The organism is Rathayibacter sp. AC451 (genome assembly GCF_979253095.1).
Genome location: NZ_CEEDBD010000001.1, coordinates 3,094,614 through 3,117,004, shown reverse-complemented (window position 1 = coordinate 3,117,004; position 22,391 = coordinate 3,094,614). Strand labels below are relative to the sequence as shown.

Below are 22,391 nucleotides of genomic sequence, written 5' to 3'. Positions count from 1 at the left end.
CTACCTCGGCGGAGCGGTCTTCCCCGACGGCGGCTCGCTCCGCACCGGCATCAACCTGAACCTCGGCAATCCGGGGCTGAGCTACGGACGCACGGTCCGCGTCACCGTGTCACCCGCCGCGTTCCCCGTGGTCACCGTCTACGTCGGGACGGCGGCCGGGCAGACCGCCGCGCAGCTGAGGCAGGTGCTCCAGTTCACGATGACCACCGCGGCACCCGCCACCTACAAGCTCGGCTTCACCGCCTCCACGGGCGGGTCCAGCGACACGCACCTGATCCGCAGCGTCTCGGTCTCGACGATCAACGACCTCGGCACGCTCAACCTGGTCAAGCAGATCGACCGGACGACCACCCAGCCTGCGAGTTACGGCGAGGGCCAGACGATCCCGTACCAGTTCGTCGTCACCAACACCGCCACGCTCGTCTCGCTCACGAACGTCGCAGTGAGCGACCCGAGGATCCCCGTGGTGACGTGTCCGTCGACGACGCTCCTCCCGCTCGGCTCCATGACCTGCACCGGCAGCAGGGTCGTCACGGCGGCCGACGCGGTGGCCGGTCCACTCGTGAACACGGCGACCGCCACCGCGCGCTCCGGCACCACCACCATCACGAGCAACACCTCCACCGTCACCGCCCCGATCACCACCCCCGCCCCCGCGATCACCCTCGCCAAGACCGGTGCGCTGGCCGACACCAACGGCAACACCCGGGCCGACGTCGGCGAGACGGTCACCTACTCCTTCGTCGCCCGCAACACCGGCAATGTGACGCTGACCGGAGTCGCGGTCACCGACCCGAAGGTCGCCGGCATCACGCCGACCACCGCGCAGATCGCGCCGGGCGGGCAGGCGACCTTCACCTCCGCTCCGTACACGGTGACGCAGGCCGACATCAACGCGAACACGGCGCTCACCAACACGGCGACGGTCAGCGGGCGGACGCTCGCGGCGACTCCGGCGACTGTGACGGCGACCAGCACCGCCACCACGCCCATCCGCTACGCCCCCGGGCTCACGCTCACCAAGGACGGGACGCTCAGCGGCACCGCCGTCGTCGGGGCGCGGATCACCTACTCCTTCACCCTGACCAACTCCGGCAACACCCCGCTCACCGCGGTCGCCATCGCGGACCCGCGGGCGGCCGTGACCTACGGCGCGTGGCCGGGGACCGCCGGCTCGCTCGGAGTCGGGCAGTCGGTCACCGCGACGGCGAGCTACGCGATCACGCAGGCCGACATCGACGCGGGCAGCGTGCTCAACACCGCGACCGCGACGGGCACGCCGCCGAGCGGGGCGGCCGTCACGTCCACCGCCTCGAAGACCGTCGTGCTCACCCGCGCGAACGACCTCGCCTTCACCAAGACGGCGAACCCCTCGTTCATCAGCGCGGCCGGCACCGTCGTCACCTACACGTTCCGCGCCACGAACACCGGCAACACCACCCTCACGAGCGTCGGCATCAGCGACCCGAAGGCCGGGCTCTCGGCGCTGACCTTCACGTGGCCGGGCACCGCCGGCCGCCTCACTCCGGGCCAGGTCGTCAGCGCCACCGCGACCTACACGACCACCGCGGCCGACGTCACGGCCGGCACCATCGCGAACACGGCGACCGCCACCGCCACTCCGCCCACGGGACCCGCGTTCACCCGCACCGCCTCCGTGGCGATCACGGTCGTGCCCGACCCGGTCGCCGACTCCGCCACGGTGGTGCAGGGCGGCTCGGTCGTGATCGACGTGCTGGCCAACGACGGGGCGGTCGCCACCGGCGCGACGTTCTCGCGGGCGCAGCTCTCGGCGACACCCAAGAGCATCGGAGGCGCGGCGTCGCCCGCGCCCGCCACTCCCGTGCAGGGGTCGGTCACCTGCGTCGACACCGGAGCGACGCGCGGACAGTGCACGTACCGCCCGATCGCCGCCTTCGTCGGCACCGACGTCTTCGACTACGCGCTGCAGAGCACCTACGGCACCTGGAACGTGCGCGTCACGGTGACGGTCACCGCGGTGAACCACGCGCCGATCGCCCGTGCCGACCGCGCGGTCGCGACCGCCGGAGGCGCGCCCGTCGCGATCTCGCCGCTCGCGAACGACACCGACGAGGACGCGGGAACCACCCTCTCCTTCACGGCCCAGGCCGCCGCCCGCGGCAGCCTCTCGTGCGGCAGCACCTGCACCTACACTCCCCCGACCGACGGCTGGACCGGGACCGTCTCGATCGCCTACACGCTCAGCGACGGCGCGCTCACGGCGGCGTCCACGATCACCGTGTCCGTGGATCCGCTGCCCCTCACCCGCCGCGGGTTCCACGACACCGACGCCACGAGCGGGGCGGTGGGCCTGGGCACCTGGACGCGCTCGGCCGTCGTCGCGACCCCCGTCGCGAGCTGCACGGCCAACCGGCCCACGGTGCTCGTCTCGTGGGGCGCCGTCGCCGGCACCACGGGCTGGACGCTCGAGCGCCGCACCTCGGGCACGACGCCCGGCGCGTGGACCGTGGTCGCCACTCCCGCCGCCTCCGCCACCTCGTTCACCGACGACCGGGTCGGCGAGGGCCGCGGCTACCAGTGGCGGATCCGCCCCGACCTGCAGCGCTGGCTCGGCGTCGCCTCACCCGCCTCGACCGCCGTGACCACTCCGGCCGTCGTCTCGGCGAGGGGCTGCTGATGCCCGCCCGCCCCCACAGCTTCCCTCTGCGCAGTCCTGCGAAAGGGAGACCACGCCCGCACCGGGCACTGACCAGAGAGGAACGGTCGCCATGACCTCCGCAGCACCCCGACCCACCCGCACCACCCCGTGGAAGAAGATCGCCCTCACCGGAGGTGTCCTGCTCGCCGCGGGAGCGCTCGCCGGCGCCGGCGCGTTCGCCGTGTTCACCGACTCCGACACCGCCGTCACGACCGTGGACGCGGGTCAGCTCGACATCGTCGCCACCGGCGACTGGGAGATCGAGGACATCGCCCCCGGCGACACGGTGCAGCGCCCGCTCCTGATCGAGCTGCCGAACGCGACGAACGACGGCGACCTCGTCGAGTCCGTCCGCTTCTACCAGGACGTCACGGCCGAGACCCTCGGCACCGACGACCCGGATCTCGCCGGCGCGGGCGAGTCGCTCGTCGACGGGGCGGACGGCCTCGACTACCGCCTGCTCACCTGCTCCGTCGCCTGGACCAACGACGACGCCGCCGGAGAGGCCGGCCCGTACGACTGCGCCGGCACCACGACGGTCACGTCCACGGGCAAGCTGTCGACCCTCGACGGCCTCGCGAACGCGATCGACTTCACCCCGGCCGACTTCGGCCTGACCGCGACCACCGAGGGCACGTTCCCCGTCGACACCGGCAACGGCGCGACCCTGAACTCGCTCGTCGAGCTCGTCCTTCCGACCGAGGCCGACAACGACTACGAGAACGCCGCAGCGACCATCGAGTACACCGCTGCCGCGATCCAGCGCGACGGCATCCAGCAGTAATCCCCTCCTGTCCGCGCCCGGCCTCCCCGGTCGGGCGCGGACCCCCCTTCTTCCCCCGGAGTCACCATGCACGCCGCCCGCGCACTCGGAGCCGTCCTCGCGACGGTCCTCCTCGCGCCCGCGGCGAGCGCCGAGCAGCGCGACGTCCTCGACGTGCGCGAGCGCTCCTCCTCCACGCTCGCCCTCGCCGACCTCGCCCCGGGCGACTCCTCGGAGTGGGCCGCCGAGGTGACCAACACCGACAGCACCGCGCACGCGCTCGCGGTCGGTTTCGACTCCGACGGCCCGCTGCTCACCGACGAGGACGGCCTCCGCCTCGCCGTCGACCTCTGCGACTTCCCCTTCGACGCCGTGCCCCAGGTGACTCCCGAGGGCCGCACCGTCGAGCGCTTCACCTGCGCGTCGGGTGACGTGCCCCTGGGCTCCGGCCCCGCCGCAGCCCTCGGCCGCCTCGAGACCGCCCGGCCGATCGCCGAGGGCGCGACCGTGGGCGTCCGAGTGCGGGTCGCGTTCCCGGAGTCGGCGGGGAACGCGCTCGAGAACGCGGCCGGGTCGCTCCGGGTCGTGTTCTCGGTGGCGGGAGCGGAGGCGGAATCCGGCGCGCCGATCGCCGATCCGATCCCCGGCGCCGAGCCCGCCTCCCCCGGCGGCCTGGCCGTGACCGGCCGCGACCTCGGCGCCGCCCTGCTCGGCGCGCTGCTCGCGCTCGGCGCCGGTGTTCTGCTCGTCCGCCGCCGCCGGGAGGAGTCCGCGTGATCCGCCGTCTGCTCGGCGCCCTCGCCGGCGTGCTCGTCGTCCTGCTCGCCCTCGCGGGCGTCGCTGCGTTCGCCCTCTCGGCCCTCGGAGTGATCCGCCTCGTGCCCGTGCTCTCGAACTCCATGGCCCCCGGCATGCCCGTGGGCTCGCTCGCCGTCACGATGCCCGCCGCGCAGTCCGAGATCCGCGCGGGCGACGTGGTCGTCTTCACCGACCCCACCGCCTCCTCGCGCCGTGTGATCCACCGGGTGACCTCCGTCTACTCCGAGGAGGAGGCGGCGCAGCTGCGCGACCACGACGCCGGAGAGCTCGCCCTGACCACGAAGGGCGACAACAACGCCGCCGCCGACCCCTGGATCCTCACGATCGCCGACGACCGCGTCTGGCGCGAGGAGGCCGTCGTGCCGCTGCTCGGCTGGCCGGGAATCGCGCTGACGACACCGGAGGCGCGCTTCGCGCTGTTCGCGGCGGGCGGGGCGCTGGTCGTCACGGCCGTGCTGGTGGTCATCTGGCGGAGGCCGAGCGCGTCGGCATCCGCTCCCGCAGCCGGAGCGGCCGCTCAGCCCGAGCCCGCCGCCGAGGCCTCCTCGTGAGCCGCGCCGCCCACCGCGCCCAGCGCCCCCGCCGCCGGATGCTGCTCGCCGCCGGTCTCGCCGCCGCCCTCGTCCTCGGCGGCGCCGCCACGGCCACCGCCCTCTTCGACGCGCGCGACACGGCCGTCGCGGGCGCGCGGGCCGGAGTCGTCACCGTCTCGTTCAGCGCCACCGCCACCACGACCGTCCCCGTCGCCGTGACCGGGCTCGTCCCCGGAGGCACCGCGCGCCGCCTCGTCGACGTCACCAACACGGGCACCGTCGCGGTCGCGGCCCTGCAGCTCGAGTCCTCGGCCCCCGTCGTGGGGGCGAGCAGCTCCGACGGCCTGCAGATCGCGCTCGACCGCTGCTCCCAGCCCTGGTCGACCGACGGCGCGACCTGCGGCGGCACGATCACTCCGATCGCGCCGGACCGGCCCGCCACCGCCCGGATCGACCTGCCCGCCTCCCCCGCCTTCGCGGTCGGAGCGACGGATCACCTCCGCCTGACCCTGCGGCTCCCGGAGTCGTCGCCGACCGCCGCGCAGGGCACCAGCGGATCGATCGCGCTCACCGTCATCGGCGTGCAGCGGCCGGGCCGCCACGTCTGAGTACGCGACCGAGGTCGGCAGGGTCGGAATCCGTCGTCCGGGCGCTCTCCGCGCTTCCCGACCTCGGTTGCGGACGGCGTCAAGGCCGCGCCAGCGCCGACACCGCCTCGTGGAACGTGTCCACGCCCGCCGCCACGCCCTCCAGGCTCAGCGCCGTCCAGGTCCCGCCGGTCCGCACCACGACGCCCAGCTCCTCCGCCGGCCGCGTCAGCGTGCGCCGCAGCTCCAGCACGAACAGTCCCGGCCGCGCCTCGCGGACCTCGGGGCTGCGTCGATCGGGCAGCATCACGCCCCCCTCCGTCCTCGCCCGGGAGCGTCAGCGGTAGACGCTCCACTCCTTCTTGATCACGCGGGTCTCCTGGCCGTCGACCGAGACGATCCACTCGCCGTCCTTCTTTGCCAGGACCCGCCCGCGCAGGTACTGGGGCTCCCAGCCGTCGGCGCGCGGCACCCACTTCACGAATCGCGCGAACCGCCCCGGCGCTACGTCGTCCCTCGACATGATCGACTCCCCTCGTCCTCCGGCGGGCCTCGCGCTCCGAGTCGGTCGCGCGTCTCCACCGGGGATGTGAGGACTGTAAATCGGGGTCCTCAGATGTGTGGAGACCGTTGACTCCACGACGATCGTCTGGCACTGCCACCCGTCCGCACCGCGCGGACGCGGCCGCTCGGACGGGAAGCGAAGCGGTCGCGGAACCGGGTTCCCCTCCCAGCGCCGCCGTCCCTACCCTCGATGCATGACCTCCTCCGATCGCGAAGCCCGCCTCGCCGACGTCTTCGTCGCGCTCGCCGACGCCCTGCGCCCCGAGCACGACGTCATCGACACGCTCGACACGCTCGTGCAGGCCGCGACGCGCTTCACCGCGGCGGCCGACGCCGGCATCGTGCTCGCCGACGCCGACGGAGTGCTGCACGTCATGGCCTCGACCAGCGAGCGCGCCGCCGAGCTCGAGGAGGAGCAGCTGGGCACGACCGAGGGCCCGTGCCTCGAGGCGTTCCACGGCGGAGCGGTCGTGGAATCGGCCGACCTCGCCGCGACCGACCGCTGGCCCGACTTCTCCCGCACCGCCCTCGAGCGCGGATTCCGCGCCGTGCACGCGACTCCGCTGCGCCACCGCGACCGCACCCTGGGCGCGATCAACCTCTTCACCAAGGAGCCCGGCCCCTTCGGCGACAACGACATCGCCGTGGTGCAGGCGCTCGCCGACGTCGCGACCCTCGGCCTCGTGTTCAGCGAGACGCTGCGGGAGCAGAACGACATCGCCGCCCAGCTGTAGCGGGCCCTCGACTCCCGCGTCGTCATCGAGCAGGCCAAGGGCGTGCTCGCCGAGCGGCAGAACATCAGCGTGGACAAGGCGTTCACCCTGCTCCGGGGGCACGCCCGTCGCACGGGCGCGAAGCTCCGCGACGTGGCGCACGGAGTGGTCTCGACGACCACCACGCTCTAGGGCCTGTCGAACGAGAGATCGCCGTCGCGAGCACGGCGTGACGGCCCGGTCGCCGCCTCCACCCCGGAGCGCCCGTGGCGCGGCCGAGATCGCCTGCATCCGAGCGCGCGCCGCCGTCCGAGCGTCCGGGCACGGGGACCCCGCGATCCTCCGCAGCTCGTCCCGCGGCAGCCCGAGGTCGAGGGCGGTCGCCCGCCGCACGACGCCCCGGTCCTCGCTCGGGGGGGCGGACCCGGCGCACGACCCGCCGATCCGTCTTCATCGGTCGCTCCTCCGCCTCGGCGACGTCCGTTCCCGCCGGAGCAAGCACCGCGCCGCTCCGGGACTCCGACGCCGTCGATCCACCGAACCGGGCGAGCTCCGTGACGCGGCACGCGACCTCCCCCGCCCGCGGGCCCCTGAGCGCAACCCCGCCCCGCTCGCGCGATCCGGGGCGTAGGGTGGCCTACGCATCCCGGACCCCGATGCTCGGCCTGATCAGGCCTCAGTGGGCAGGGGGATCCATGGAACCGGTACTCGCACCGCAGTGGGAGGCGACATGGGCTTCCTGAAGCTCGCCTCGCTCCCGCCCCTCCAGGTCGACGACGTCGCCCTCACCCGCCTCGAGTACGCCACGGCGATCCTCCGGCGCGACGGCGACTCCGGGCTGCTCATCTGGGTCGCCGAGGGCACGCCGACGTCGTTCGCCACCGTCGCACTGTCGGAGTCGACGCCGATGGTCATCGAGTACGACAGCGCCGACGCGACGGAGCCGGACGTCGCGTCCGTCACGCGCCTGCTCGTCCGGGCGCGCGGTGCCGCGGGCGAGTGGATCATCGGCCGGCTGGCCGACCGCGTGCGCTGAGCCCGACGTCCCGCTGGTGCGCCGTCCCGCTGCTGCGGAGCCGCTACACCGTCGGGATCGCCGCCGTGTGCACGGCGTGCTCGGGCTCGGGCGAGATGCGCAGACCCTGCGCGCTGTACGAGTCCATCAGCAGTCGCCGCACCCACTCCGGGTTGATGGACGGCGCCCGCCCGCCGAAGTACGTGAAGCGCAGCGGGATCGACGGGTGCAGCCACAGCGACGTGCGTCCGTCGCCCGCGGCTCCCGCATCGCGCCAGGAGAAGTAGAAGGACTCGCCCTTGCCGAGCTTGGTGCCGATCACGATCTGCAGGTGCGCGAGCAGCCGATCGTCGAAGTCCGCCTCGGTCGTCGAGTCGTAGATCATCCTGCCCATGGCCGTCCTCTGCCGCCGCTCGCGATCCCCGCCGGACCGCTGCTCGGGCGGAGTCGTGGACGCCCGCGCACCTTCGAAGCTACTCAGGGGCTCCCAGGATGCAACCCTGTGGACGGATGCGCACTGATGGGCAACCCGTCGATCCGCGCCAGACGCGTCGGCGCGGATCGACGACCGGAGCGGACTGCCGCGCCGCCGCGCCGACCTCGCTCTCGCACCTCTCGCCCCGGAGCGCAAGGGCCCGTCCGTCCGACCCCTGCCGTCCATATGTCCCCCCTAAGGTGTACCCACTCACCCCGGCTCGCCGGTCGTGGACCGGATCCGCCCTCGGCGATCCCGCGAGGGATGCCGACCGGCAGACGCCTCGCCCGTTCGCGGTTCCGCCACCCGGGGGCCGCCTCTGCGGCCGGAGCCCAGCATGGACCACCCCCACTCCTTCGGGCACCGCCCCAGCGGCGCGACGATCGGACTGCTCTCGACGTTCCCGCCCACGCGCTGCGGACTCGCGACCTTCTCGCAGTCGCTCGCGGCCGCGCTCGTCGAGGCGCACGGAGCGTCGATCCGCACGGTGCGCGTGATGGACGAGCTGGCCGTCCCCGGCTCCACCCCGCCCGCCCGCGGGCAGGAGGTGGTGGCCGAGCTCGTCGCCGGCGACGTCGCGAGCATCGCGCAGGCTGCCCGCGCCCTCAGCCGCACCGAAGTCGCGGTGATCCAGCACGAGTACGGCATCTACGGCGGACCCGACGGGGCCGAGGTGATCGAGGTGATGGAGCAGCTGACCGTCCCCGCGGTGGTCGTCCTGCACACGGTCCTCGAGACTCCGAGCCCGTCGCAGCGCCGCGTCCTCGAGCGCGTGGCCTCTCTCGCGGACGCCGTCGTCGTCATGACGACCGTCGCCGCGGAGATCCTCGAGCGCTGCTACGAGGTCGACTCCGAGCGCGTCGCCGTGATCGCGCACGGCGTGCCGGTGTGGAGCGCGGCCGAGCGCCCGGTCCACCGCGACCGTCCCCGGATCATCACCTGGGGGCTCATCGGCCCGGGCAAGGGCCCCGAGTGGGGCGTCCGCGCCATCGCCGAGCTCCGGGCGGCGGGAGTGACGGCGCACTACACGGTCTACGGGCAGACCCACCCCAAGGTGCTCGCGTCGCACGGCGAGGCCTACCGCGACTCCCTCACGGCCCTCGTCGCCGAGCTCGGACTCGAGAACGACGTGGTCCTCGACGGCCGTTACCTCGACCCCGCCGAGCTCGCCGCGGCCGTCGCCGAGGCCGACGCGGTCCTCCTCCCCTACGACTCGCGCAACCAGGTCACGTCGGGCGTGCTCGTCGAGGCGCTCTCGGCGGGGAAGCCCGTCGTCGCGACGGCGTTCCCGCACGCCCTCGAGCTGCTCGGCGGACCGCAGGGCCGCGCGGTCGCGCACGAGGACCCCTCCGCGATGGCGCACGCGCTCGCGGAGGTGCTCGCCGCCGGCACCGCCCCCGCCCGGTCCACCGCCCTCACCTGGCCCGAGGCCGGCGGTCGCTACCTCGACCTGATCGGCCGCCTCCGCGTCGAGCGTGCGGCGTGACCGGACCGCCCCTCCCCTACGCCCATCTCGATGCGCTGACCGACGAGCGGGGCCTCTTCGAGCACGCGCTGCTCGACGTGCCCCGCGCCGAGCACGGCTACTGCGTCGACGACGTCTCGCGCGCCCTGATCGTCGTGGTGCAGGAGCCGGAGCAGTCGTTCCTCACCCGGCGGCTGACGGAGCAGTACCTGCGGTTCCTCGAGCACGCCACCGCCGCCGACGGCTCGGTCCAGAACCGCATGAGCTCCGACGGCGTCCTCACGGACGAGGCGTCGGTCGGCGACTGGTGGGGCCGGAGCGTCTGGGCCGCGGGCGTCACCGCGGTGCACGCCGAGCTGCCCCTCACGCGCCGGCGGGCGATGCGGCTCTTCCTCCGTCTCTCCGAGCGGCGCTCGCCCCACCTCCGCGCGATGACCTTCGCCGTGCTCGGCGCGGCCGAGGTCTGCGAGGTGCGCCCGCACTCGGCCGCGGCGACCCTGCTGCTGGCCGACGCCGCCCCGATGCTGGCGCGAGGCTCGGGCGAGCACTGGCCGTGGCCCGAGCCGCGCCTCCGCTACGCCAACGGCTGCATCCCGGAGGCGCTCCTCGCCGCGGGAGCCGCACTGGGCGATCCTGTGCTCCTCGAGCAGGGCTTCCGTTCGCTGCGGTTCCTCCTCGGCGTGGAGTCGCGCGACGGCCGCCTCTCGGTCGCCGGAGTCGCCGGACGCGGCCCGTCCGAGCACGAGCCGCTCTTCGATCAGCAGCCGATCGAGGTGGCGGCGATCGCGGCGGCCTGCGCCCGCGCGCTGACCCTCGAGGAGGATCCGCGGTGGCGGGACGGCCTCGCCTCGTGCTGGGCCTGGTTCCAGGGAGTGAACGACTCCGGCGCCGTGATGCTCGATGCGGCTGCCGGAGCGGGCTTCGACGGCCTCGAGCGCCGCGGCCGCAACGAGAACCGCGGAGCCGAGTCGACCGTCGCGGCCCTGCACACCTCGCTCGTGGTGCGCCGCGCCGCGGTGCTGCCGACCCGCACCGGAGCGCCGCTCGCCCCGATCACCCGGCTCGTGGCGGACGCGGGGTGACCGCTCCGCTCCGGATCGGCATGCTCGCCCCGATCGCCTGGCGGACCCCTCCGCGCCACTACGGACCGTGGGAGCAGGTGACGAGCCTGCTCACCGAGGGACTCGTGCGGCACGGAGTCGACGTGACGCTCTTCGCCACCGGCGACTCCGTCACCCGCGCCCGGCTCGAGTCGCGCACTCCTGTCGGCTACGCCGAGTCGGTCGAGCCGGTCGACGGCCGCGTCTCGGAGTCGCTGCACATCGCGCACGTGCTCGCCCGCTCGCGGGAGCTGGGCCTGGATCTCGTGCACAACCACCTCGACTGGCTGCCGCTGTCGCTGGCCGCGCGGTGGACGGTGCCGCTGGTCACGACCGTCCACGGCTTCTCCGGCTCGGGGATCCTGCCGGCCTACCGCGAGGCCCTCCGGTATCCGCTGACCGCGCACCTCGTCTCGATCTCGGACAGCGACCGCTCGCCCGAGCTCGACTACACCGCCACCGTGCACCACGGGATCGACGTCGACGCGTTCCCGGAGCCGGGCGCGCACGTCCGCGACGACCTGGTGATCCTCGGGCGCATCCATCCCGACAAGGGGACCGCCGAGGCGGTGCGGATCGCGGCGAGCGCGGGGCGGAGGCTCGTGATCTGCGGCCTCGTGCAGGACGAGCGCTACTGGCGCGAGGAGGTCGAGCCCTTCGTCGACGGCGACCGGGTCGAGTACCGCGGCTCCGTCGGCCCCGAGGAGCGCGCCCGCGTGCTCTCCGGAGCCGCGGCCCTGCTGCATCCGATCGGCTTCGACGAGCCCTTCGGGCTGTCGGTCGTCGAGGCCCTGGCGTGCGGCACCCCGGTGATCGCCTACCGGCGCGGCTCGATGCCCGAAGTCGTCGACGACGGGGTGACCGGCTTCGTGGTCGACTCGGCCGCCGAGGCCGTCGCCGCCCTCGAGCGGGCGGCGCGGCTCGACCGCGACGCGATCCGGGCGGTGGCGCGCCGCCGCTTCGCCGTGGAGCGGATGGTCGACGACTACCTCGGGGTGTACGCGCGCGTGCTGGCGGGTCAGCCCGCCTGAGCCTCGAGGTCGAGCTCCTGGAAGTCGGCGACCTCGCTCAGCCAGCGCTCCTGCACGAAGGCGACGTGGTCCGGATGCGCGTCGTACGCCGCGAACGCCGCCCGGTCGGCGAAGACCATCGAGAACTGCCACGCCAGATCGCTCTTCGGGCTGACCTGCCTGCTCACGGTGAAGTCCTCGACTCCGGGGATCCCGGTGAGGATGCGCCGCGCGCTCGCGAGGAACTCCGCCTCCTCGGCGGAGCCCGCTGGGTGCACGAGCGAGAACGCGACGGTGTGCCGCAGCGCCGCGCCGGGCGCGATCCCCTCGGACACCTGCCGGCGGGCGTCGTCGATCGTCGCCATCACCTGGACGACCTCGTGGTGCGGATGCGCGGGCGACTCGACGAGCCCCTGCGCGACGTAGGAGGCGAAGGCGGTGGCCTGGTGCGCGAGTCCGTCGTGCACCTCGGCGTGGCTCTCGTCGATCCAGGTCGCCGACTCGTCGCCGCCGAGGCCGCCGAGCGTGAGGGTGAGACCGCTCGGGCCGAAGAAGGGGCTGTGCACGAGCAGGCGGCCCCGGGATCCGACGATGAGCGCCTCGACGGGCAACGACGCCTCGAGCGACGTCGACAGCAGCGCCCGCGCGCCCGACTCCGTCTCGAGCAGCAGGTCGGCGCTCGCGTCGACGCCCGTCTGCTGCTCGATCGTGCCGGAGGCGGTGATCCGCGACGGCGCTCCGATCACCGATGAGGCGAACGAGATCGGGTACACGCCGGCGTCCAGCAGCGCGCCTCCGCCGAGCTCGCGGTTCCACAGGCGGTGCTCCGGGAGGAAGGGCATCAGGAATCCGAAGTCTGCGCGCACCAGGCGCACCTCGCCGAGCACCCCGCTCTCGAGCACCTGGCGGATCACGTCGGCCTGCGGCAGGTAGCGCGTCCACATCGCCTCCATCACGAGCACTCCGGCCGCGCGCCCCGCGTCGGTGATCGCGCGCGCCTCCCGCTCGGACATGGCGATCGGCTTCTCGATCAGCACGTGCTTGCCGGCCGCGATCGCGGCGAGCGCCTGGTCGTGGTGCAGCGGGTGCGGAGTGGCGACGTACACGACGTCGACGGTGTCGTCCTCGAGCAGCGCCTCGACCGAGTCGTGGACGGTCCCGATGCCGTGCTCGTCGGCGAACGCCCGGGTCTTCGCGGCGTCGCGCGCGGTGACCGCGACCGCGCGCTGGGCGGTGTGCTCGTGGATCGCGTGCACGAAGCGGGCGGCGATGCCCGTGCCGATCACGCCCCAGCGCAGCGCCGGCTCGGAGCCGGGATCGATCGGTCGCGGGGCGGGGAGCGTCACGGTCATGGGTCGCCTTCTCGTGGGGGCGCCGCCTCGATGCGGCACAGGTCGTCCCGGCGACGCTAGCACCCGCGCCTGGCTGGTGTGGGAGCGCTCTACCGGGTGCCGAACACCGAGCCGCGCGGTTCCGGCACGGCGATCACGAGCGTCCGGGACTGCGCGCGCCACCCGCACTCCGGCCCCTCCGGCTCGCCGAGCAACCGCCACGACAGCGGCTGCTGCCGCTCGATCAGGACCTCGCCCTCGCGGTCCGCGATCGTCACCGTCGCGTCGTCCGGAGGCGCGGTGCCCACCTCGAACACCCAGCCGCCGTCCTCGTCCCGCGCGACCGGGTACGAGGGCGCCCCGTCCGGAGTCACCGCGTCGGGCCGCGAGCACACGCCGCCCGAGCACAACCGCACGTCCGCGACGGAGCCGCTCCCCGGCCCCTCCACGCTGACCGTGAGCGTCGTGCTCCACCCGGGGCACGCCGGGGACGGTGCGCAGCCGGCGAGCACCGCGGTCGCGACCGCCGCCCCGATCGCCGCCCCCGCTCCTCGCCTCCGCATGCGCTCATCCTCGCGGCACCCCCGCGCGCCGTCCAGCGGTCCGGAGCCCACCGACTCCGCCCACCCGCTCGATCCCCTGCTGGTCGAGTAGCCCCGCAGGGGCGGTATTGAGACCCGCACCACCCCTTGCTGGTCGAGTAGCCCCGAAGGGGCGTATCGAGACCCGCACCACCCCTTGCTGGTCGAGTAGCCCCGAAGGGGCGTATCGAGACCCGCACCACCCCTTGCTGGTCGAGTAGCCCCGAAGGGGCGTATCGAGACCCGCCACCGCCAGCGGGTCGGCGTTCCGGACCGGTGGATCTCGATACGCCCGCTCCGCGGGCTACTCGATCAGCGGATCTCCCGCTGACTCGGAAGCCGCGACCCCCTGCGCGACGGTTCACCCGCGAGCCCCCCTCACACCACCCGCCGCACCCCCGCGACCGCGACCGACACCGACCGCACCACGAGCCCCGCCAGCAGCCCCGCCACCAGCACGTGCGGCACGCCCAGCGGCGCCCCGGACCCGCGCCGCGACTCCACGACCGCCCACTCCGCGACCAGATCGCGCGCCACGTCCGCGCTGCCCAGCGCCGCCCCCGTGAACGCGTCCGCCGAGTAGCGCGAGAACACGTCCAGCTCCCCGCTCCCGACGTCCGCCCACGCGAACATCGAGCCGTTGCCGCCGTCGGAGTCCGACACGTGCAGCAACACGGTCCCGTCGTCGCGCCAGCCGACCGCGCTCGACCACGAGTCGGCGGGCAGCGGGAGCAGCCGGTCCTCCGCCGTCCCCGCCCACTCGACGATCCTCAGCCCTTCCGCCTCCGGCACGGCGAGGCGGCGCCCGTCCGGAGAGAACGCGTCGCCGTCGAGACCGCCGCCGACCGGCGCGCGCGAGGACAGCACCCCGCCGCTGCCCGCGTCGAGGATCACCAGCGCGTCGCTCGTCTCGGCGGCGATCACCGTGCCGTCCGGGGAGAGCGCGGCCGAGTGCACGGGCCCGTCGAGCGGCAGATCGCGCACCTCGCCGGTGGAGAGGTCGAGCACCGCGAGATCGCCGTTCAGGAGGAACTGCGCGTCGCGGTACCGGCTCATCTCGTCGTCGCTTGTCAGCAGCAGCACGCTCTCGCCGGCGGAGTCGATGCTGAGCGCGACAGCGCTGCGCCCGTCCCCGATCGGCAGGCCGCGCCGCTCGTCCGTGCCCAGGTCGACGATCTCGACGCCGCCGTCGCGCCCCGGCCCGCTGATCACGACGAAGGAGCCGTCGGCCGAGAGCACGCTCGACGCCGGATCGCCCTGATCAGCGCCGGTCGAGCGCCGCTCCGCGGCACCGAGCCGCCGGTACGTCGAGGCATCGGCGCCGAGGACGACCGACTGCGGGAGGTCGAGGAACTCGACGCCGAACCCGTTCTGGTAGAGCATCGTCGCGGTCCCGACCTCCGACTCCTCGAGCATCGGCGTCCACCACGAGTACGAGGCCACCTGCCGGGGGAACGCGACCGGCCCTCCCGTGGCCGGCGCCGCGGTGAACGGCCAGAGGAGCACCGCCACGGCGAGCGCCGCGACCACCGCCGGGAGACTGCTCGGCCGCTCGGCCCGCGTCCAGCGCTCCATACCCGCTCCTCGCCTCGACTCCCTCCCACCGTAGGCACGAGTGTCCGCCGCGCCGAGGCCCGGGCGGGATGTTCACCGGAGCGTCACCCGCCTCCGTCATCGCACGCTTGCCGCCGCGGATCCGGGCGCGCATGCTGGCCCCATGACCGATGGAGCACCCTCGACCGCGAGCACCGGGGAGATCGCGGGCGGAGTCGTCATCGCCGTCGCCGTCCTCCTCCTCCTGGTCTCGGCGTTCGCCTACGGGGCCGGCACCGAGATCGCCTTCTTCCCACTCCTGGCGGCGTTCGCCCTGGGAGTGACGGGGCTCGGGATCCACCTCGCGTTCCGCGAGGCCCGCTTCCGCCGCGACGGCCGCTGAGTCCGGACGACCCGGGCGGCCGTCCGTCGATCTGCGACTCGCCTTCTCCCGCTCTATGCATATGCATCGACTTTCGGTAGCGTGATCGAGTCGCGCCGCCGTGCCCCCGGGCCGGACGGAGCGACGGCAGGAGCATCCCGAGCGTCGCCCGAATCGACGCGCTCCCGCCCGCACCTCGTCGGCCACCCGAATCGCCGGCGACGAGCGTCGACGAACCGCCCGGCCACCCGAGAACGGCCGCGCCCCCCACCCCCGAAGGACCCCTCCCTGATGAACGACCGCACTCCCTCCTCCAGCGCGCTCCGACGCCGCTCCGTCCTCACCGGCGCCGCCTGGGCCGCCCCCGTGATCGCCGTCGCGATCGCCGCCCCCAGCGCCGCGGCCTCCACCCCGGCCCGGCCCGCGACGCGGACGGGGACCATCGCGTTCTCCCCCGCCACCTACCACGGCGCGCGGGTCGGCGACCGCGTCGAGTTCCCCGCCCTCACCGGCGTCGTGACCGTCTCGAGCGGGCCCCTGCCCACCTCCGTCTTCCTGCGCTACTCCGACGTCTCGCCGACGCGCGTCGACCTCCGCCGCGATGCCGGCGGCCTCGTGCCGGTCGACCCCGCGACCGGCCGGTTCTCGGTGACGGGCGTCTACAACGCTCTCGTCGGCGGCGAGAACCCGTTCGGCTTCGTCTACGCGGGCATCCGCGACGAGGAGACCCTCGGAGCCGTCTTCGGCTACACGGTCGCCGAGCTCATCGGCTGAACCGCTCCACCCGGTGCACTCACCCCCGAGTGAGGTGCCCCCCGGTCGGGTCGCCCCAGCTGGGGGTGAAAAACCCCTGATCGCAGGACCGATCGTGACTTCGGTGAACCGTTCGGATACATTCGATCGTATCGAGCACCCCCAGACCCCGGTGCGCGCCCTCTCCCGAGGTGCGGTGCGGAGAGGACCCCGAGATGGACGAGTGGCGCCGCCACCCCCCGACCGACGAGTGGTCGCTCCGCTACTCCGGTTCCGTCGACTCCGTCGCTCCCGAGACCCTCGACGCCGCGGTCCGGATCCTGCACCTGCTGCCCGAGATCGAGCAGCTCACGATCGAGACCGTCGACGGCCCCGTCGCCGTCGAGCGCCGTTCGAGCGCCGCCGCGTGGCGCGCAGCCGACCGGGTCGCCCTCGGACTGCTCGCCTCCTCGCCCGGCGTCACCGCGATCACCGCGCAGTCCTTCGACAGCCGCGACGGAGTCCGGCGCGCCACCCCCGACGACCCGTTCCTCACCCGAGACGGCGGTCGCGCGGCCGCCCTCCGCGCGTCGGAGGACCTCGGCGAGATCCTGCCGGCCGAGGCGGAGCGCCGGCACCGCGAGAACCTCGAGGGCCTCGATGTCGAGGACCCGCTCGAGACGCTCTGGGACGCCCCGCCCCTCTGACCGCCGGCCTCATCGGCGGCGACATGTGCAAGACTGTTCATATGAACAGGCTTTCAGGAGTGGACTGACCGTGGGCGCCGGACACGCGCACGGCCCGAGCGGATCCGCCGCCGCGCGGCACCGCCGCCCCCTGCTCGCCGCCTTCGTCCTGACCGCGGCGTTCATGATCGTCGAGTTCGCGGTCGGCATCAGCACCGGCTCGCTCGCCCTCCTCTCGGACGCCGCCCACATGGGCACCGACGTCCTCGCCCTCGGGATGTCGCTGGCGGCGATCTCGCTCGCCGCGCGCCCCGCCGCCCGCGCCCGCACCTACGGCTCCTACCGCCTCGAGGTCCTGGCCGCCCTCGCCAACGGGCTCCTGCTGTTCGGAGTCGCCGCGTTCGTCATCGTCGAGGCGGTGCGCCGCTTCGCGGAGCCGCCCGCGGTCCCGGGCCTCCCCCTCCTGCTGACCGCCGTCGCCGGACTGCTGGTCAACCTGGTGAGCCTGCGCCTGCTGTCGGTCGGCGCGAAGGAGAGCATCACCCTGCGCGGGGCCTCGCTCGAGGTCCTCGGCGACGCGCTCGGCTCGGTCGGCGTGATCGTGGCCGCGATCCTCCTCCTCACCACCGGGTGGGCGTGGGCGGATCCCGTGGCAGGCGTGCTGATCGGCCTCCTGATCCTGCCGCGCACCTGGTCGCTGACCCGCCAGGCCCTGGCGATCCTGATGGAGTCGGCGCCCGCGCACCTCGACGTCGCCGCGATCGAGCGCGACGTCCGCGCCGTGCCCGGGGTGCTCGCCCTGCACGACCTCCACGTCTGGACCATCACCTCGGGCCTGGAGAGCGCGAGCGGGCACATCGTCGTCGCTCCCGAGGTCGACTACCGCGACGTGCTCGGCGCGGTCCTCGCGGTTCTGCGGGAGGATCACGGTGTCGCCCACGCGACGATCCAGTGCGAGCCGGAGGAGTTCCCGGAGCAGACCCATGCGATCTGACCCGCACGCGCCCCCCTCCGACCTCCCTCGTCCCTCCGGAGCAGCCATGGCACCCGACGCCCCCGCCGACGCGCACGGCCTCCCGTCCGACGCGGCCGTCGCCGACCTCGCCGACGTCTTCGGCCTGCTGGGCGACCCGGGGCGGATGCGGATCCTGCTGGCCCTGCTCCCCGGCCCGCTCCGCGTCGGCGAGCTCTCCGAGCGCAGCGGACTCAGCCCGTCCGCGACCTCGCACGCCCTGCGGCTGCTCCGCTCCCACCGGGTCGTCGAGGTGCAGCGCGAGGGGCGCACCGCCTCGTACGCGCTGGCCGACGCGCACGTGCGCGACTTCCTCGAGCTCGGCCTCGCCCACGTCGGCCACACCGTGCTGGTCCACCGCGTCGACGCCGCCGCGGAGGCGTGCGACCCGCCCGCGCACCCCTGACGGACGGCACTCCGCCCGCGGCGCCCCTCCGCGAGCACTCCTCCGCGAGCACTCCTCCGAGCACCGTCCTTCACAATGGTGACGTCAACATGTACCGTGGCGCTCGAGCGTGTTCACGTGAACGCGCATCTCTTCTCACCGGCGAAAGAGAGACAGCATCAATGTCGATGTCCGTTAGACGACTGGCCGCGCTCGCCACGAGCGCCGCACTGGCCGCCGGGGCGGTGCTCGCCCTCCCCACGGCGGCAGCCCCCGCCGAGGCCGCGGACGGGGTCCGCATCACCCCCAATCCCGCCTACTCGGGCGAGGCGTACGAGGGCTGGGGCACCAGCCTCGTCTGGTTCGCCAACGCCACCGGGAACTACCCCGAGGCCCTCCGCGAGGACCTGTACCAGAAGGTGTTCGGCGAGGAGGGCCTCGACCTCAACATCGCCCGCTACAACATCGGCGGCGGCAACGCCTCCGACGTGAAGGACTACCTCCGCCCCGGCGGCGCGGTCGAGGGCTGGTGGGCGAAGAACCCCACCGGCGATCCGTCCGTCTACGGCGGCACCTCCACGAACCTCGCCGACCGCGACGCGCTGCTGGCGAAGTGGGACCCCTCCGACCCCGCCTCCTACGACTTCACCGCCGACGAGACGCAGCGCTGGTGGGTCGAGAAGCTCGCCGCCGAGCAGCAGATCACGCACTGGGAGTCGTTCGCCAACTCCGCCCCCTACTTCATGACCGAGAGCGGCTACGTCTCGGGCGGGTTCAGCTCGACGGCCGAGCAGCTCAAGCCCGCCGCCGAGGCGAAGTTCGCCGAGTACCTCGCGACCGTCACCGAGCGGATGGAGGCCGAGTACGGCATCCAGTTCGACACCCTCGACCCGTTCAACGAGCCGAACACGAACTACTGGGGCACCACCCTCACCAACGGCGTCCCCACCGGCGGCCGTCAGGAGGGCATGCACATGGGCCCCGCCGCCCAGGTGAGCCTGCTCCCCGACGTCGCCACCGCGCTGGCCGCCTCGGACTCCGACGCCGGCATCGCCGCGATGGACGAGACCAACCCCAGCATCTTCAAGACGAACTGGGCCGCGTACCCGCAGTCGGCCCGCGATCTCGTCGACCGGATGAACGTCCACACCTACGGCACCGGCGACCGCCTCGCGGTCCGCGACCTCGCCAAGCAGGCCGACAAGGACCTGTGGATGAGCGAGATCGAGGGCAACTGGGTGCAGGGCTGGAACCCCACCAGCATCGAGAACGGCCTCGGCATCGCCGGCCGCATCACCGACGACCTCCGCGAGCTCGAGCCGAAGGCGTGGGTGCTCTGGCAGCCCGTCGAGGACTTCTACAACATGGAGAAGCCCAAGCCCCAGGGCGAGAACCTCAACTGGGGCTCCGTCTTCATCGACCTCGACTGCAAGCCGTACCAGGAGGGCGGGGCCGAGGTCTGGAAGTCGGTGCGCCGCGTCGCGGACGCCGGCGGCGACTCGACCAAGGCGCCCGTCTGCGGCGTCGAGACGAACTCGAAGTTCAACACCATCCGCAACTTCACCAAGTTCATCCACGAGGGCGACCACCTGATCGCCGTCGACGACGCTGCGACCACCGCCGCCACCCGCGCGGACGGCTCCGGAGCGACCGTCGTGCACACCAACACCGCCACCGCCGAGCGCACCGTCACCCTCGACCTCTCGCGCTTCGGCACGATCGCCGCGGGCGCCGACGTCACTCCGTTCGTCACGACCCAGGCCGCCTCGGCCGCAGCCCCCTCCGGCAACGCACTCGTCGAGAAGGTGCCCGTCGTCATCGACCGCGAGTCGCGCACCGCGACCGTGACGGTGCCCGCCAAGTCGGTCACCACGTTCTCGATCGACGGAGTCTCGGGAGTCGCCGACACGGCCTCCGCGTTCCGCGACGGCCACGACTACCAGCTGGTCGGCACCCAGAGCGGCAAGGCGCTGACGGCGACGACCTCGTCGACCGCGATCACCACGCTCGCCACCGACTCCGCCACGGCCGCCAAGCAGACCTGGACCGCGCACGAGGTGCCGGCCGGCGAGCGCGAGGCCACCCGCCGAGTCGTCCTCGAGAACGGCGACGGCCGGGTGCTCGGAGCGACCAGCGCCGGCACCGACCTGCGCAGCGTCTCCGTCGACTCCGCGAAGGGCACCGCCGCGACCCGCTGGATCGTGAGCACCACCGACGGCGCCCGCTACACCCTCGTGAACGAGGCGCTCGCGCTCTCGCTCGACGTCAACGGCCAGTCGACCGCCGAGAACACCACCGTGGGCGTCTACGGCTCCAACGGCGGAGCGAACCAGTCGTGGCAGCTGCGCGACCTCGCGCCGCTCGCCGCCCAGACGGTCCCGGTGCGGACCACGGTCGGCGTCGCGCCGACCCTGCCCGCCTCGATCACGCCGCAGTACCAGTGGGGCGCGGGCGCTCCCGTCGCGGTGACCTGGCAGCAGCCGGCGTCCTCCGCGTGGGGCACCGCCGGTCGCGTCGACGTGCCCGGCACCGCGACCGACCTCTACGGTCAGTCGATCCCGGTCACCGCGCTCGTCGATGTGGGCGGACTCACCGCGACCGACCCCGTATCGGTCACGGTCGCGAGCGGAGCCTCCACCACCGCCGTCCGCGCCGCCGCACCCACCACGGTCCCGGCTCGCGTCGGGGCCTCGACCAGCACGTTCGCCGTGCCGGTCACGTGGGACTGGACGCCGCTGACCACCGCCTCGCTCGCGCAGACCGGGTCGGTCCGCATCACGGGCACGGCGACCGCCGACGGAGCGACGCTGCCCGCGACCCTCACGGTGCTGGTCACCGCGGGGACGCTGCGCAACTTCGCCCCCGACGCCGGCATCACCGCCACCGCGTCCTCGTCCGAGTCGGGCTACGGTCCCGAGCGCACCCGCAACGGCGTGCTCGGCGACAAGGGCTGGTCGAACTGGGTCTCGTCGAACAAGGCGACCCAGAGCACGCTGACCTACACCTTCCCGGCGGCGAAGCAGGTCGAGAAGGCGAGCGTGCAGTTCTACCGCGACGGCACGAACAGCTGGGCGCAGTCGATCCAGCTGCAGGCCCGCGGCACCGACGGCACGTGGACCTCGGTCCCCGGCTGGGAGACGGCGCAGCCCGTCGCCTCCCCCGCCGACGGCACCGCGCCGACCTACTCTGCGACGTTCGCCCCGATCACCGCGACCGGCTTCCGCGTCGTGATGAACGCCTACGCCAACACGCACATGATCGTGTCGGAGGTGCAGCTGTTCGACTCGACGGCCTCCCCCGCCGCGGTGAGCACCCTCGGCGCCCTGCGCGTCGACGGAGTCGGCGTGGCCGGGTTCGATCCGGCCCGCACCGAGTACGCGGTCGTCGTCGAGGGCACGCGGATGCCGGTGCTCGGCGCCGTCGCCACCGACTCGGCCGCCCAGGTGCGCGTCACCCAGCCCACCACCGCGAACGGCGGAGTCGGCACGGTGGCCGTGACCTCCGCCGACGGGTCGAGCACCACCACGACCCGGGTGACGGTCGAGCTGCGGCCGCCCGTCGCGCTCGCCCTGACGGTGACGGCGTCGACCCGCTGCATCGGCGGCAAGGTGACGCTGACCGCGACGGCGCGGAACGACTCCGCGGTGCCGGTGGGCATGACGGTCGCCTCGGCGTTCGGCTCGAAGCAGTTCACCGGAGTCGCCCCCGGCAAGTCCGCGACGGCCGCGTTCTCGACCCGTGCGGCCTCGGTCGCCGCGGGCGAGGTCTCGGTCACCGCGACGGGCACGGTCGACGGGAAGACCGTGACCACGGTCGTCACGGCGCCGTACACGGCGCGCTCCTGCTGACCTTCCGTCCGCTCCCCTCGTGACCGCCTCCGCCCCTCGGGGCGGGGGCGGTCGCGTCGTCTCACCCCCGTCTTGCTGGTCGAGTAGCCCCGAAGGGGCGTATCGAGACCCACCATCGCCCGGAGGACGGGGATCTCGAGACGCCCGCAACGCGGGCCACTCGATCAGCAGAGAGCT

At 73.7% G+C, this 22,391-nt stretch carries 22 protein-coding genes and 1 pseudogene; 17 read left to right on the top strand and 6 right to left on the bottom strand.

Annotated features, from left to right (window positions below):
* Positions 1-106 precede the first annotated feature (106 nt).
* The 5 genes from AC0CID_RS14950 to AC0CID_RS14930 all read left to right on the top strand — a co-directional run bounded on the left by AC0CID_RS14950 (position 107) and on the right by AC0CID_RS14930 (position 5,403).
* On the top strand, positions 107-2,659 hold the full coding sequence (locus tag AC0CID_RS14950; RefSeq protein ID WP_465227417.1) for a DUF7507 domain-containing protein: 2,553 nt from the start codon (positions 107-109) through the stop codon (positions 2,657-2,659).
* A 91-nt stretch (positions 2,660-2,750) separates the two neighbouring features.
* On the top strand, positions 2,751-3,464 hold the full coding sequence (locus AC0CID_RS14945) for a TasA family protein (protein WP_465227416.1): 714 nt from the start codon (positions 2,751-2,753) through the stop codon (positions 3,462-3,464).
* A 66-nt stretch (positions 3,465-3,530) separates the two neighbouring features.
* A complete protein-coding gene (locus tag AC0CID_RS14940) occupies positions 3,531-4,220 on the top strand; it encodes a hypothetical protein (RefSeq protein ID WP_465227415.1) in 690 nt (229 codons plus the stop codon).
* Positions 4,217-4,813, top strand: coding sequence for a signal peptidase I (locus tag AC0CID_RS14935; protein ID WP_465227414.1), 597 nt, complete (start codon positions 4,217-4,219; stop codon positions 4,811-4,813). Before AC0CID_RS14940 ends, AC0CID_RS14935 begins: the two co-directional genes overlap by 4 nt.
* Positions 4,810-5,403, top strand: a complete 594-nt coding sequence (locus tag AC0CID_RS14930; RefSeq protein ID WP_465227413.1) for a TasA family protein — start codon at positions 4,810-4,812, stop codon at positions 5,401-5,403. Before AC0CID_RS14935 ends, AC0CID_RS14930 begins: the two co-directional genes overlap by 4 nt.
* A gap of 79 nt (positions 5,404-5,482) precedes the next feature.
* Here AC0CID_RS14930 and AC0CID_RS14925 read toward each other — a convergent pair whose 3' ends face one another.
* Positions 5,483-5,692, bottom strand: a complete 210-nt coding sequence (locus AC0CID_RS14925; protein ID WP_207407048.1) for a hypothetical protein — start codon at positions 5,690-5,692, stop codon at positions 5,483-5,485.
* Positions 5,693-5,719: 27 nt separating this feature from the next.
* Positions 5,720-5,905 carry a hypothetical protein gene (locus AC0CID_RS14920; RefSeq protein WP_465227412.1) on the bottom strand — a complete coding sequence of 62 codons (186 nt, stop codon included), beginning with the start codon at positions 5,903-5,905 and terminating at the stop codon, positions 5,720-5,722.
* A gap of 235 nt (positions 5,906-6,140) precedes the next feature.
* Between AC0CID_RS14920 and AC0CID_RS14915 the strand changes: the two genes are divergently transcribed.
* The 3 genes and pseudogenes from AC0CID_RS14915 to AC0CID_RS14905 all read left to right on the top strand — a co-directional run bounded on the left by AC0CID_RS14915 (position 6,141) and on the right by AC0CID_RS14905 (position 7,695).
* Complete coding sequence (locus AC0CID_RS14915) at positions 6,141-6,680, top strand: GAF domain-containing protein (protein WP_465227411.1); 540 nt, start codon at positions 6,141-6,143, stop codon at positions 6,678-6,680.
* 12 nt (positions 6,681-6,692) lie between these two features.
* Positions 6,693-6,851 (top strand): annotated as a pseudogene (locus AC0CID_RS14910) (ANTAR domain-containing protein); the annotation flags it as partial.
* Between the two features lie 538 nt (positions 6,852-7,389).
* Entirely contained in the window at positions 7,390-7,695 is a 306-nt protein-coding gene (locus AC0CID_RS14905; protein ID WP_465227410.1) for a hypothetical protein, read from the top strand.
* Positions 7,696-7,738: 43 nt separating this feature from the next.
* On the opposite strand, the gene AC0CID_RS14900 is transcribed toward AC0CID_RS14905, so the two are convergent.
* Positions 7,739-8,068, bottom strand: coding sequence for a DUF7882 family protein (locus tag AC0CID_RS14900; RefSeq protein WP_465227409.1), 330 nt, complete (start codon positions 8,066-8,068; stop codon positions 7,739-7,741).
* A gap of 418 nt (positions 8,069-8,486) precedes the next feature.
* Here AC0CID_RS14900 and AC0CID_RS14895 point away from each other — a divergent pair, with 418 nt between their 5' ends.
* Genes AC0CID_RS14895 through AC0CID_RS14885 form a run of 3 tightly spaced genes read left to right on the top strand, consistent with a single transcriptional unit; the run spans position 8,487 to position 11,745 of the window.
* Positions 8,487-9,635 carry a glycosyltransferase gene (locus AC0CID_RS14895; RefSeq protein WP_465227408.1) on the top strand — a complete coding sequence of 383 codons (1,149 nt, stop codon included), beginning with the start codon at positions 8,487-8,489 and terminating at the stop codon, positions 9,633-9,635.
* Entirely contained in the window at positions 9,632-10,696 is a 1,065-nt protein-coding gene (locus AC0CID_RS14890) for a glycosyltransferase (protein ID WP_465227407.1), read from the top strand. Before AC0CID_RS14895 ends, AC0CID_RS14890 begins: the two co-directional genes overlap by 4 nt.
* A complete protein-coding gene (locus tag AC0CID_RS14885; protein ID WP_465227406.1) occupies positions 10,693-11,745 on the top strand; it encodes a glycosyltransferase family 4 protein in 1,053 nt (350 codons plus the stop codon). Before AC0CID_RS14890 ends, AC0CID_RS14885 begins: the two co-directional genes overlap by 4 nt.
* Here the strand turns inward: AC0CID_RS14885 and AC0CID_RS14880 are convergent.
* The 3 genes from AC0CID_RS14880 to AC0CID_RS14870 all read right to left on the bottom strand — a co-directional run bounded on the left by AC0CID_RS14880 (position 11,733) and on the right by AC0CID_RS14870 (position 15,211).
* Complete coding sequence (locus tag AC0CID_RS14880; RefSeq protein WP_465227405.1) at positions 11,733-13,076, bottom strand: Gfo/Idh/MocA family oxidoreductase; 1,344 nt, start codon at positions 13,074-13,076, stop codon at positions 11,733-11,735. The genes AC0CID_RS14885 and AC0CID_RS14880 overlap by 13 nt on opposite strands.
* Positions 13,077-13,165: 89 nt before the next feature.
* Complete coding sequence (locus AC0CID_RS14875) at positions 13,166-13,618, bottom strand: hypothetical protein (protein ID WP_465227404.1); 453 nt, start codon at positions 13,616-13,618, stop codon at positions 13,166-13,168.
* A gap of 396 nt (positions 13,619-14,014) precedes the next feature.
* Entirely contained in the window at positions 14,015-15,211 is a 1,197-nt protein-coding gene (locus AC0CID_RS14870) for a WD40 repeat domain-containing protein (RefSeq protein ID WP_465227403.1), read from the bottom strand.
* A 142-nt stretch (positions 15,212-15,353) separates the two neighbouring features.
* On the opposite strand from AC0CID_RS14870, the gene AC0CID_RS14865 reads away from it, so the two are divergent.
* From AC0CID_RS14865 to AC0CID_RS14840, 6 genes are all read left to right on the top strand, one after another.
* The gene (locus tag AC0CID_RS14865) at positions 15,354-15,572 is read left to right on the top strand and encodes a hypothetical protein (RefSeq protein WP_465227402.1); all 219 of its coding nucleotides are present in this window, start codon (positions 15,354-15,356) and stop codon (positions 15,570-15,572) included.
* A gap of 270 nt (positions 15,573-15,842) precedes the next feature.
* Complete coding sequence (locus AC0CID_RS14860; RefSeq protein ID WP_465227401.1) at positions 15,843-16,325, top strand: hypothetical protein; 483 nt, start codon at positions 15,843-15,845, stop codon at positions 16,323-16,325.
* Between the two features lie 194 nt (positions 16,326-16,519).
* On the top strand, positions 16,520-16,990 hold the full coding sequence (locus AC0CID_RS14855) for a hypothetical protein (RefSeq protein WP_465227400.1): 471 nt from the start codon (positions 16,520-16,522) through the stop codon (positions 16,988-16,990).
* Positions 16,991-17,060: 70 nt separating this feature from the next.
* The gene (locus tag AC0CID_RS14850) at positions 17,061-17,963 is read left to right on the top strand and encodes a cation diffusion facilitator family transporter (RefSeq protein ID WP_465227399.1); all 903 of its coding nucleotides are present in this window, start codon (positions 17,061-17,063) and stop codon (positions 17,961-17,963) included.
* 46 nt (positions 17,964-18,009) lie between these two features.
* Positions 18,010-18,387, top strand: a complete 378-nt coding sequence (locus AC0CID_RS14845; protein WP_207407446.1) for an ArsR/SmtB family transcription factor — start codon at positions 18,010-18,012, stop codon at positions 18,385-18,387.
* Between the two features lie 167 nt (positions 18,388-18,554).
* Positions 18,555-22,214 (top strand): RICIN domain-containing protein, encoded by a 3,660-nt coding sequence (locus AC0CID_RS14840; protein WP_465227398.1) that lies wholly within the window; start codon positions 18,555-18,557, stop codon positions 22,212-22,214.
* The last annotated feature ends 177 nt before the right edge of the window (positions 22,215-22,391 follow it).

Coding starts and splice junctions, on each gene's coding strand:
- AC0CID_RS14880 (WP_465227405.1), bottom strand. CDS start 13,076: ATGACCGTGACGCTCCCCGCCCCGCGACCGATCGATCCCGGCTCCGAG.
- AC0CID_RS14845 (WP_207407446.1), top strand. CDS start 18,010: ATGGCACCCGACGCCCCCGCCGACGCGCACGGCCTCCCGTCCGACGCG.
- AC0CID_RS14905 (WP_465227410.1), top strand. CDS start 7,390: ATGGGCTTCCTGAAGCTCGCCTCGCTCCCGCCCCTCCAGGTCGACGAC.
- AC0CID_RS14855 (WP_465227400.1), top strand. CDS start 16,520: ATGGACGAGTGGCGCCGCCACCCCCCGACCGACGAGTGGTCGCTCCGC.
- AC0CID_RS14900 (WP_465227409.1), bottom strand. CDS start 8,068: ATGGGCAGGATGATCTACGACTCGACGACCGAGGCGGACTTCGACGAT.
- AC0CID_RS14945 (WP_465227416.1), top strand. CDS start 2,751: ATGACCTCCGCAGCACCCCGACCCACCCGCACCACCCCGTGGAAGAAG.
- AC0CID_RS14865 (WP_465227402.1), top strand. CDS start 15,354: ATGACCGATGGAGCACCCTCGACCGCGAGCACCGGGGAGATCGCGGGC.
- AC0CID_RS14870 (WP_465227403.1), bottom strand. CDS start 15,211: ATGGAGCGCTGGACGCGGGCCGAGCGGCCGAGCAGTCTCCCGGCGGTG.
- AC0CID_RS14940 (WP_465227415.1), top strand. CDS start 3,531: ATGCACGCCGCCCGCGCACTCGGAGCCGTCCTCGCGACGGTCCTCCTC.
- AC0CID_RS14920 (WP_465227412.1), bottom strand. CDS start 5,905: ATGTCGAGGGACGACGTAGCGCCGGGGCGGTTCGCGCGATTCGTGAAG.
- AC0CID_RS14875 (WP_465227404.1), bottom strand. CDS start 13,618: ATGCGGAGGCGAGGAGCGGGGGCGGCGATCGGGGCGGCGGTCGCGACC.
- AC0CID_RS14895 (WP_465227408.1), top strand. CDS start 8,487: ATGGACCACCCCCACTCCTTCGGGCACCGCCCCAGCGGCGCGACGATC.
- AC0CID_RS14860 (WP_465227401.1), top strand. CDS start 15,843: ATGAACGACCGCACTCCCTCCTCCAGCGCGCTCCGACGCCGCTCCGTC.
- AC0CID_RS14915 (WP_465227411.1), top strand. CDS start 6,141: ATGACCTCCTCCGATCGCGAAGCCCGCCTCGCCGACGTCTTCGTCGCG.
- AC0CID_RS14840 (WP_465227398.1), top strand. CDS start 18,555: ATGTCCGTTAGACGACTGGCCGCGCTCGCCACGAGCGCCGCACTGGCC.